15 protein-coding genes and 1 pseudogene are annotated in these 8,153 nt (G+C 36.7%); 1 reads left to right on the plus strand and 15 read right to left on the minus strand.

Features of this window, described 5'->3' with window-relative positions; translation table 11 throughout:
• The 13 genes and pseudogenes from trxA to ACYQ5K_RS17360 all read right to left on the minus strand — a co-directional run.
• Window positions 1-247 (minus strand): thioredoxin (trxA, locus tag ACYQ5K_RS17300; protein WP_459778138.1); only part of this gene is annotated, 247 nt, incomplete at its 3' end.
• A gap of 92 nt (window positions 248-339) precedes the next feature.
• A complete protein-coding gene (locus ACYQ5K_RS17305) occupies window positions 340-1,086 on the minus strand; it encodes an SDR family NAD(P)-dependent oxidoreductase (protein WP_005421611.1) in 747 nt (248 codons plus the stop codon).
• A 153-nt stretch (window positions 1,087-1,239) separates the two neighbouring features.
• Window positions 1,240-1,398, minus strand: coding sequence for a rubredoxin (locus ACYQ5K_RS17310; protein WP_005339874.1), 159 nt, complete (start codon window positions 1,396-1,398; stop codon window positions 1,240-1,242).
• Window positions 1,399-1,489: 91 nt separating this feature from the next.
• Window positions 1,490-1,864, minus strand: coding sequence for a desulfoferrodoxin family protein (locus ACYQ5K_RS17315; RefSeq protein WP_023920586.1), 375 nt, complete (start codon window positions 1,862-1,864; stop codon window positions 1,490-1,492).
• Window positions 1,865-1,910: 46 nt separating this feature from the next.
• The gene (gene rbr, locus ACYQ5K_RS17320; RefSeq protein WP_243182783.1) at window positions 1,911-2,453 is read right to left on the minus strand and encodes a rubrerythrin; all 543 of its coding nucleotides are present in this window, start codon (window positions 2,451-2,453) and stop codon (window positions 1,911-1,913) included.
• An 18-nt stretch (window positions 2,454-2,471) separates the two neighbouring features.
• A pseudogene (locus ACYQ5K_RS17325) lies at window positions 2,472-3,092 on the minus strand (flavin reductase family protein); the annotation flags it as partial.
• Entirely contained in the window at window positions 3,070-3,492 is a 423-nt protein-coding gene (locus ACYQ5K_RS17330) for a Fur family transcriptional regulator (RefSeq protein WP_459778143.1), read from the minus strand. The pseudogene ACYQ5K_RS17325 and the gene ACYQ5K_RS17330, both read right to left, overlap by 23 nt.
• A gap of 130 nt (window positions 3,493-3,622) precedes the next feature.
• Window positions 3,623-4,369 (minus strand): peroxide stress protein YaaA, encoded by a 747-nt coding sequence (gene yaaA / locus ACYQ5K_RS17335; RefSeq protein ID WP_373241188.1) that lies wholly within the window; start codon window positions 4,367-4,369, stop codon window positions 3,623-3,625.
• Complete coding sequence (bcp, locus tag ACYQ5K_RS17340; protein ID WP_024854727.1) at window positions 4,369-4,824, minus strand: thioredoxin-dependent thiol peroxidase; 456 nt, start codon at window positions 4,822-4,824, stop codon at window positions 4,369-4,371. The genes yaaA and bcp overlap by 1 nt, the downstream gene beginning before the upstream one ends.
• Before the next feature lie 3 nt (window positions 4,825-4,827).
• Window positions 4,828-5,037: a DUF6219 family protein gene (locus tag ACYQ5K_RS17345; protein ID WP_373241187.1), complete on the minus strand. Its 210-nt coding sequence runs from the start codon at window positions 5,035-5,037 to the stop codon at window positions 4,828-4,830.
• Window positions 5,038-5,216: 179 nt separating this feature from the next.
• The gene (locus ACYQ5K_RS17350; RefSeq protein ID WP_304279163.1) at window positions 5,217-5,435 is read right to left on the minus strand and encodes a hypothetical protein; all 219 of its coding nucleotides are present in this window, start codon (window positions 5,433-5,435) and stop codon (window positions 5,217-5,219) included.
• A gap of 213 nt (window positions 5,436-5,648) precedes the next feature.
• The gene (locus tag ACYQ5K_RS17355; protein ID WP_029732086.1) at window positions 5,649-5,861 is read right to left on the minus strand and encodes a sporulation initiation factor Spo0A C-terminal domain-containing protein; all 213 of its coding nucleotides are present in this window, start codon (window positions 5,859-5,861) and stop codon (window positions 5,649-5,651) included.
• Between the two features lie 150 nt (window positions 5,862-6,011).
• Complete coding sequence (locus tag ACYQ5K_RS17360) at window positions 6,012-6,329, minus strand: helix-turn-helix domain-containing protein (RefSeq protein WP_008688152.1); 318 nt, start codon at window positions 6,327-6,329, stop codon at window positions 6,012-6,014.
• 179 nt (window positions 6,330-6,508) lie between these two features.
• Here ACYQ5K_RS17360 and ACYQ5K_RS17365 point away from each other — a divergent pair, with 179 nt between their 5' ends.
• Window positions 6,509-6,715, plus strand: coding sequence for a DUF6219 family protein (locus tag ACYQ5K_RS17365; protein ID WP_008688150.1), 207 nt, complete (start codon window positions 6,509-6,511; stop codon window positions 6,713-6,715).
• Window positions 6,716-6,883: 168 nt separating this feature from the next.
• Here the strand turns inward: ACYQ5K_RS17365 and ACYQ5K_RS17370 are convergent, their stop codons facing one another.
• Entirely contained in the window at window positions 6,884-7,000 is a 117-nt protein-coding gene (locus tag ACYQ5K_RS17370; protein WP_459778146.1) for an HNH endonuclease, read from the minus strand.
• A gap of 215 nt (window positions 7,001-7,215) precedes the next feature.
• Window positions 7,216-8,153 (minus strand): RNA-guided endonuclease TnpB family protein (locus tag ACYQ5K_RS17375; protein WP_459778148.1); only part of this gene is annotated, 938 nt, incomplete at its 5' end.

An 8,153-nucleotide genomic window follows, 5' to 3' on the forward strand; every position in this document is an offset into this window, starting at 1 on the left:
TCCCATTCTTCATAACCACTAAAGTTGGAATGCTCATAATACTGAACTTATTTGCCAGTTCAGGCTCTTCATCTACATTAATCTTTCCAACTTTAATATCTCTACGCTCACTTGCAATCTCCTCTACAATAGGTACTACCATACGGCAAGGCGCACACCAAGATGCCCAAAAATCTAAAAGAACGGGTTTATCGGAATTCAGTACTTCGTTCTGAAAATTATTTTTATTGATATTAATAGCAGACATTTTACAGTCCTCCTTATCTTTTTCTTTTTGTAGATTTATTATAGTCTTAATTTCATTTATTTTCCGTGATTACATCACCATACCTCATTAACTTAACTTCTTGCCATACCATCTACACTTAATATAACACCTGTAATGTAACTCGCCTCATCTGAAGCAAGAAACACAAACGCATTGGCAATATCTTCTGGCTGTCCAAGACGACGCAATGGAATTCTTTCAATCATAGGTTCGATAACTTCCTTTGGCACGGCCTTCATCATATCAGTTTCTGTAATCCCAGGTGCAACAGCATTAACACGAATACCTTTAGGTCCTAGTTCTCTTGCTAATGATACAGTCAATCCGTTTACTGCAAACTTCGATGCCGGATAAGCAAACCCACTTGGCTGTCCCGAAATACTCACCATGGAAGAAGTTGAGAGAATGACCCCCTTGCCTCTTGCCACCATACATTCTGCTGCTACACGAGTAGTATTAAATACTCCTTTTACATTTAGATCCATGACTTTATCAAAAGTCTCCTCTGTATAATCCATAAATGAGGTGTTTTCTGAAATCCCTGCATTATTTACCAGTATGTCGACACATCCATATTTTTCAGTTGCCTCTTTAAAAGCCTTTCTGACAGACTCCATGCTTGCCAGATTTGGACTAATTCCAGCAACTATTGCATTGGGATATTTTTCTTTTAATTTATCTACAGCAACATCTGCCGATTCCTGTGAACTTGCTGCCAACACAACTGAAGCACCTTCCTTCAAGAATTTATCAGCTGTAGCAAATCCTATACCACGGCTTCCACCAGTAATGATTGCAACTTTATCTTTTAATCTCATTTAGACTACCTCCTTACTTTGTTTGTAGTTACATTATAAGCAAAAGGTAAACCATTTTCTGTGATATCATCACAAACTATCGCAATAAAAAACCCTGTTGCTCACACGCACCAGGGTTTTTGTTTATCTATCCGTATTTAAATAATCAGAATTTTATTCAACTTCTGAAAACTGATCTTTTCCAACATTACATAATGGGCATTCAAAATCTTCTGGAACGTCCTCCCACTTTGTTCCTGGTGCAATACCACCTTCAGGATAACCTTCCTCTTCATCATATTCCCATCCGCAAACATCACATACATATTTCATTAGTTTGTTCCTCCTTATAAATATATTAATACACAGCATATATTACTGTTGTATTTGTGTTGTTCTGTAACCTTAATATGTATAAATGCTTTTAGCATTTCCATAATCCATGCAGGTTACAATATGCATATACCTCTTCTACCTGTTCACCATCGCAAAGACAAAAATCTGCTACCGGCTCCTGCCCTGGATTTAACTGTTTTCTGTATATTCCCTGGTTTGTATTTAATGTAATCCACTCAATGAAATGCTCTTCAAGCATTGGATGTTTTGTCTCTCCGACCACGACATGAACATGACTGCCTTCTATCGTATATACAGGTACATGCTTCTCGACAGCAGCATCTGTCACTCCGGCTTTTAATTCCTGCATAGGTTCTCCGCAACAAATTACAGGTACACCCTTATCCTTTACCTTTTCAACAATGTTTCCACAATGCTTACAAATATAATACCTTACTTCCATGCCTTTTTCTCCTTCCATGTGTAAAATTTATAATTCAATTGTCTCCTTAATAATTCTCTTCATGTACTTCAAAATAGCTCTGTGGATGATTACATACCGGACATACTTCAGGCGCCTTAGTTCCTACCACAATATGTCCACAGTTACGGCATTCCCATACCTTAACTTCGCTCTTTTCAAATACCTGTGAAGTTTCAATATTCTTAAGAAGTGCACGATATCTTTCCTCATGGTGCTTCTCAATCTCACCTACTGCCCTGAATTTTGCTGCAAGCTCAGGGAATCCTTCTTCCTCAGCTGTTTTAGCAAAGCCATCATACATATCTGTCCACTCATAATTTTCGCCTTCTGCCGCTGCCACCAGGTTTGCCTTTGTATCACCAATTCCTGCTAATTCTTTGAACCACATCTTTGCATGTTCTTTCTCATTATCTGCAGTCTTTAAAAACAATGCTGACATCTGCTCGTAACCTTCCTTTTTCGCTACAGAAGCAAAATATGTATACTTATTTCTTGCCTGTGATTCCCCTGCAAATGCCTCCTGTAAATTCTTCTCTGTCTGTGTTCCTGCATATTTGTTTTCTGCCATCTCTTTTACCTCCGTTTTCTTTACTACTTTTTCAAAATCTGATGCCGGGTGCTTGCACAAAGGACATATAAAGTCATCTGGTAATTCCTCGCCTACATATTCATATCCGCAAATTCTGCAACGCCATATTGTCTGACTGTCCTCTGTTTTTCCAACCTCCTGTGGCTTAGGCTTAATATTATTCTGATAATAATCATATGTTACTGAAGGAACATTGCTTAAAACTTCCATATCGGTTATCTCACCGATAAACATCGTATGTGAACCCAAGTCCTCTGTTTTAGTAACTGTCACAGAAATGTATGCATTTGTACCTTCTGTAATATAATAAATACCATTTGTGCCCCTGGCACACTGCTCAAAGGCTTCAAACTTATTAGTATCTCTTCCTGATTGGAAGCCAAAATGTTTGAACAATTCAAATTGTGCCTTCTGACTTAAGACTGATACAGTAAATTTTCCGGTTCTTTGAATCATATCATGCGTATAATTTGCCTTATTTACACAGATACTTAACTGGTTTGGTTCCGAAGCTGCCTGAATAGCTGTATTAATGATGCATCCGTTATCTTTTTCTGCTTCTTTAGCGGTCAATATAAACAGTCCATAACTCAACTTATACATTGCTTTCCTGTCCATGCTGTTCCTCCTTTACCTTCTCCCTGCATTTCGGGCAAATGCCTTTAAATGAAATATCATAATCCACAAATTCAATTCCATGAGTGTTATGAATTCTTTCCAGCAAATCCGGTATTTGATCCATATCCACATCAAAAATTTCACCGCACTTTATACATCTTACATAGTAATGATTTTTCAATATAAAATCAAATCGGTTCGGTCCATCCGGAACTTCAACCTTTCTTAATGCACCTTCCTCTACCAATATATCAAGATTTCTATATACAGTTCCTTTTCCAATTGTTGGATATGCTTCTTTTATAAATTCATACACTTCATTTGCCGTAACGTGTCTTCTCATTTCGTATACGGTATTTCTTACAAGATCTTTTTGAATGGTATTTCTCCTACTTGTCATTCGTCCTCCTTATTAGGATTAGTTCTTAATAAGGATTATATACCACTATTATCCTGTTGTCAATAAAAATAGTAATAATTCTCATTATTATAAAAGCTGCCAAACTGAGCATCTTTTACCTGAATAACTATTATATTTTGCGTTCAAATACATATTCTGAATCTGAAGATAAATCAGACCTAAACGAATATCCGAGTCTGTCAAATTTCTGAATCTCCACCGGATTTTCAATATTATTTTCCGCTATGAATCTGACCATTTCACCACGAGCCATCTTGGCATAGGTACCTTTTGTTACCAATTTATCTCCGAATAACTCACAAAATACAATCGTAATATATCTGTCCTGTGGTGTCAGATACTTTTCTATACCTTTTGAGTATTCTTTTGATGCAAGATTAATGATAATCCTACTGTCATCGATTACTGAGCGGTATAACAATTCTCCCCAGTACTCATACAGATTTTTTGCATCTCCAATTCCAACCTTTGCCTGCATTTCAAGACGATAAGGAGTCACACCATCCATTGGTTTTAAAATGCCATAAAACGCAGACAAGATTCTTAAATGATTTTGCAAATACTCAAACTGCTGGATTTCAAACACAGATGGTGCCATATATTGAAATGCAATCCCTTCATATGCTAAAACAGCCGGAGTAAGCCTGTTATAAAGATCCATATTTTCCAATCTGTTAAAGTTCTGCTCTGCAATCTTGTCATTACATTTCCAGATAGCTTTCAGTTCTTCTTTTGATTTGCTTTTCATCCAGTTTAATACTTCTGCTGTCTTATCAATATAGACAGGCAGTTCAACCGGTGCTAAGTTATCGGTATCTACAATCATCTTTTTTGCAGGTGATAAAATAATCTTCATTATGCCAATTCCTTAAGCATATTTTCAGGATCATCTGCCGCCTTGACTTTATCATTTGCCTTTATAATGATTCCCTGCTCATCAATAAGATATGTAGTTCTTACTACACCCATAGATACTTTTCCATAATTTTTCTTTTCTTTCCAGACATCATATGCTTCAATAACTTTACGCTCCGGATCTGCTAATAGCGTAAATGCCAGTCCGTATTTTTCTTCAAATCTCTTGTGAGACGCTACAGAGTCCTTGCTTACTCCGAGAATAACAGCTCCCTTCTCAGTAAACTGTGGATAACGCTCAGAAAAGCCACATGCCTGCTTCGTACATCCTGGTGTATTATCCTTTGGATAAAAATATAAGATCACTTTTTTTCCTGCATAATCGCTTAATTTATGCACTTCTCCGTTCTGATCCGGCAATTCAAAATCCGGTGCTTTTATTCCTAACTCTAACATTTACTATTCCTCCGCTTTTGTGTTTTTCACCTGTTTTCTTGTTCTTTTATTACCCGAAATCATTTTATGACCAGAAAAGACTGCCATAATCATGCATATCAGAGAGCCAAATGCAAAGTATTTGTGTGCTGCTTTTAACCCTTTATATCCTGTATAAAAAGTTCCAATCATTGTGATTAAAGCTACTACTGACCAATATTTATGTGCTTTCATGTAATTTCTCCATTTTTCAGTGTATTCAATTCTAATTATACGCTACCACATTCCTATGTCAATTTGATAATAGAGCATTCCTATAAAATTTTTCAGAATATCATGGTTAAAACTATGTATTGTTATCATTTAATTTTTCTTTGAAAAAATCTGACAAAAAGCTTTCTTTCAGGAGATTACTATTTAATCTCTTTTCCATCTATATATAGTTGAAATTTATCAGGATTATTGACTACATCATAGTCCTTTCCGTATTCTACAGGTCTATATTCGGCTGTCATTACCGATTCCCCATCTTCAATATCCTCTTTCCATAAATAGATGTTCATATCAAGGCTCGTCGCATATCCCCTGTCTGTGGAGAATTTTGTCGAATAAAATGAATCATCCTTGTACATCTGCAAAAGTTCTCTTGCAAAAGCTTCTTTATCCTCGATATGTCCCCGGTTAGCAACCACGGTAATATTTTCATCTCGATTTACGGAAAATGTTCCAACTACATCCGGTTCGCCTTCCTTATGACCAGATTCAGATTCCCATAAATACTTCCTGCAGCAATTATCAAGATCACTGCTCCTGAAATCAATGCAATTATCTTTTTCTTCATATTTTTATTTTCCTTTTAGTTTTTTTACTGCGTAATTGATTACTTCTTCCGGTGTGGGTCTGTCTCCTTTAAGTGTCATTTTCTTCCATTCTTCCTGCACAGCCGGATCAGGATTATCAAATCCTGCATCTATGGCTATCTGCATTTCTCTGCGTACCTCTTCTGGTGTTGTGTTGTACTTTTCTGCAATCTTCTCATAAATAGTTTTCTCTCTCATTCATTTTCCTCCAATATATAAGTAGAATTACACCTTGTTCTATAGAACCAATTTAGCATATTTCTATTATCATGAAAAGACACTTTACAACTTAAAGCGGAATAAAAGGTCAAAAAAAGAAGAGCTACTTGCTCTTCCCAGTTTGTCATATCACTCTTCCAATAATGTGTGAATTACTTTGATGATTTTTTTCTGCTCTTTGATCGGAAGTTTTTCAATTTTTTCTGTCAGCTCATTGGTAACACCTGTAACTGAATGTGCCACAACATCAATTAAAAGAGTATCTGCTGAAACATCTAATGCATTTGCAATTGCAACAAAGGTATCCAATTTTGTAACTTTCAAGCCTCTCTCTATTACACTCACATGTGTTGGACTTAAATTTACTAATGCAGCCAGTTCCTCTTGCGTGAGATTTTTTGCTTCTCGTGCTGATTTGATTCGCTGTCCTACTGCTTTCAAATCCATCGTAACACCTCCTCCAGAACGAATAATCGTTCTGAATTTAGTATACTTGTTGATATCTTAAATATACAGAATCGCAAAACCAAGTTCTAATTCTACAGAACTATATTCAAAGTTTTTCTTTGCATTTTCGTAAAAAAGCGTTATGATTGAATCAGTTAAATCAAAGGAGGTATCAAATCATGAAATCACATAAATACTGGTCCTTAGGCGCACTTTTCTGTATGTTGGGATGCATTTATTCTGGAATCAAAAAATCTATGACTGCACATAAATACTTTGCCTATTCTTCATTGCTTTGTATGGGCATGTCCATTTATTCCGGTCACAAACTGGTTTCTCCAAAGAAGAAAAAAATCACTGAATCAAATAATAGTGAGAATAGTTAAATAAAAAATTGACCTTTATTCATCAAAGACAAAGGGCGTGTGAAAAAAACGAGAGTTTTTTCATGCGCTCTTTTTTCTGCTATCCCCCCGTATTCAATTTCTCGACTGCACACACAACACCCGCCCGCCGTTCTATGGTGAGTCGGTCTACAGAGATTTTGATACCCACTACCGGTCATGCCAGCGCTCCCCACGTTTCGCATGAATCTGTGAATGGCACAACTTACACAACGCAATCAGATTACTCCGATTATGTGTGCCACCTTCACTCAAAGGAATTTTCAAAAGATATCTCTTGTAGTTTCCATATGTCGTGACATGCTCCCACCACTTAAATCACAGATTTTGAAGTGAGGGCTTCTTGCTCAATGGCTCTACTGAGCCAAGTATCTACAAGCTATCCTCGCGTGCCCCGCGATTCATTTTATCCAGTTATGGGATATTTTCATTGTCTGGATACAGACACTTTCCATTTATCCTGCTAACAACATACGGCGTGCTTATTCACGTATATTGATTGCCGCATTCAGATCCCGATCTATCCGATTTCCACATGTACAAAGATATACTCTGTCCGATAGTTTCAGTTCTTTCTTTATATTGCCACATTTACAGCATTTTTTACTGGAAGGGAAAAAACGGTCTACACATACCAATCTCTTTCCTCTCCATGCCAGCTTATATTCCAGCAATTCCCGGAACTTTCCATAACTGTTGTCCATGACACTTTTTCCAAAATGCATACACTGGCTCATTGCTTTCATGTCAATATCTTCTACTGCAACAACATCATATACTTCTGCTATTTCTTGACTCAGTTTATGCAGAAAATCTTTCCTCTGGTTTCGGATTTTTTCATGACATAATGCAACACGTTTTTTCTGTCGGTAATAATTATTGCTTCCTTTCACGCAATGGGATAACTTTCTCTGTTCCCTTGCCAGCCGCTCCTCGCTTTTTCTGAAATATCCTTCATTTTCTCTCTGTATATCTTCAGAAAACACAGCCATTCCATGCATTGCATAATCAATTCCAAGTATCTTTGCGTCTTCATAATCAAATTCTTCTGCTTGGTTTTCACAGTCAGATTTTTCATATAATAAACTTGCATAATACTTTCCGGATGGTTCCATACTGATTGTTACAGATTTCAGGCAATATTTTTCTGGAATATCACGATGTTTTTTCATACGGATCCATTTCAGTTTCGGAAGTTTTATCCGATGGTCTGCTACCTGAATATTTCCATTGACCACATTTGTCGTATAGCTTTTTCTGCTCCTGTGTTTTGATTTGAATTTTGGAAAGCCAATCTTTGGATCCCTGAAAAAATTCTTATATGCCTTTTCCAGATGCAGCTGCACATTTGCAAATGCCAGGGAATCCACTTCTTTCAAAAATGGATATGCTTTTTTATACATCGCCGGTGTATTTCGCA

It is taken from the genome of Allocoprococcus similis, assembly GCF_054660775.1.

Coding starts and splice junctions, on each gene's coding strand:
- ACYQ5K_RS17305 (WP_005421611.1), bottom strand. CDS start 1,086: ATGAGATTAAAAGATAAAGTTGCAATCATTACTGGTGGAAGCCGTGGT.
- ACYQ5K_RS17310 (WP_005339874.1), bottom strand. CDS start 1,398: ATGAAATATGTATGTGATGTTTGCGGATGGGAATATGATGAAGAGGAA.
- ACYQ5K_RS17315 (WP_023920586.1), bottom strand. CDS start 1,864: ATGGAAGTAAGGTATTATATTTGTAAGCATTGTGGAAACATTGTTGAA.
- rbr (WP_243182783.1), bottom strand. CDS start 2,453: ATGGCAGAAAACAAATATGCAGGAACACAGACAGAGAAGAATTTACAG.
- ACYQ5K_RS17330 (WP_459778143.1), bottom strand. CDS start 3,492: ATGACAAGTAGGAGAAATACCATTCAAAAAGATCTTGTAAGAAATACC.
- yaaA (WP_373241188.1), bottom strand. CDS start 4,369: ATGAAGATTATTTTATCACCTGCAAAAAAGATGATTGTAGATACCGAT.
- bcp (WP_024854727.1), bottom strand. CDS start 4,824: ATGTTAGAGTTAGGAATAAAAGCACCGGATTTTGAATTGCCGGATCAG.
- ACYQ5K_RS17345 (WP_373241187.1), bottom strand. CDS start 5,037: ATGAAAGCACATAAATATTGGTCAGTAGTAGCTTTAATCACAATGATT.
- ACYQ5K_RS17350 (WP_304279163.1), bottom strand. CDS start 5,435: ATGTACAAGGATGATTCATTTTATTCGACAAAATTCTCCACAGACAGG.
- ACYQ5K_RS17355 (WP_029732086.1), bottom strand. CDS start 5,861: ATGAGAGAGAAAACTATTTATGAGAAGATTGCAGAAAAGTACAACACA.
- ACYQ5K_RS17360 (WP_008688152.1), bottom strand. CDS start 6,329: ATGGATTTGAAAGCAGTAGGACAGCGAATCAAATCAGCACGAGAAGCA.
- ACYQ5K_RS17365 (WP_008688150.1), top strand. CDS start 6,509: ATGAAATCACATAAATACTGGTCCTTAGGCGCACTTTTCTGTATGTTG.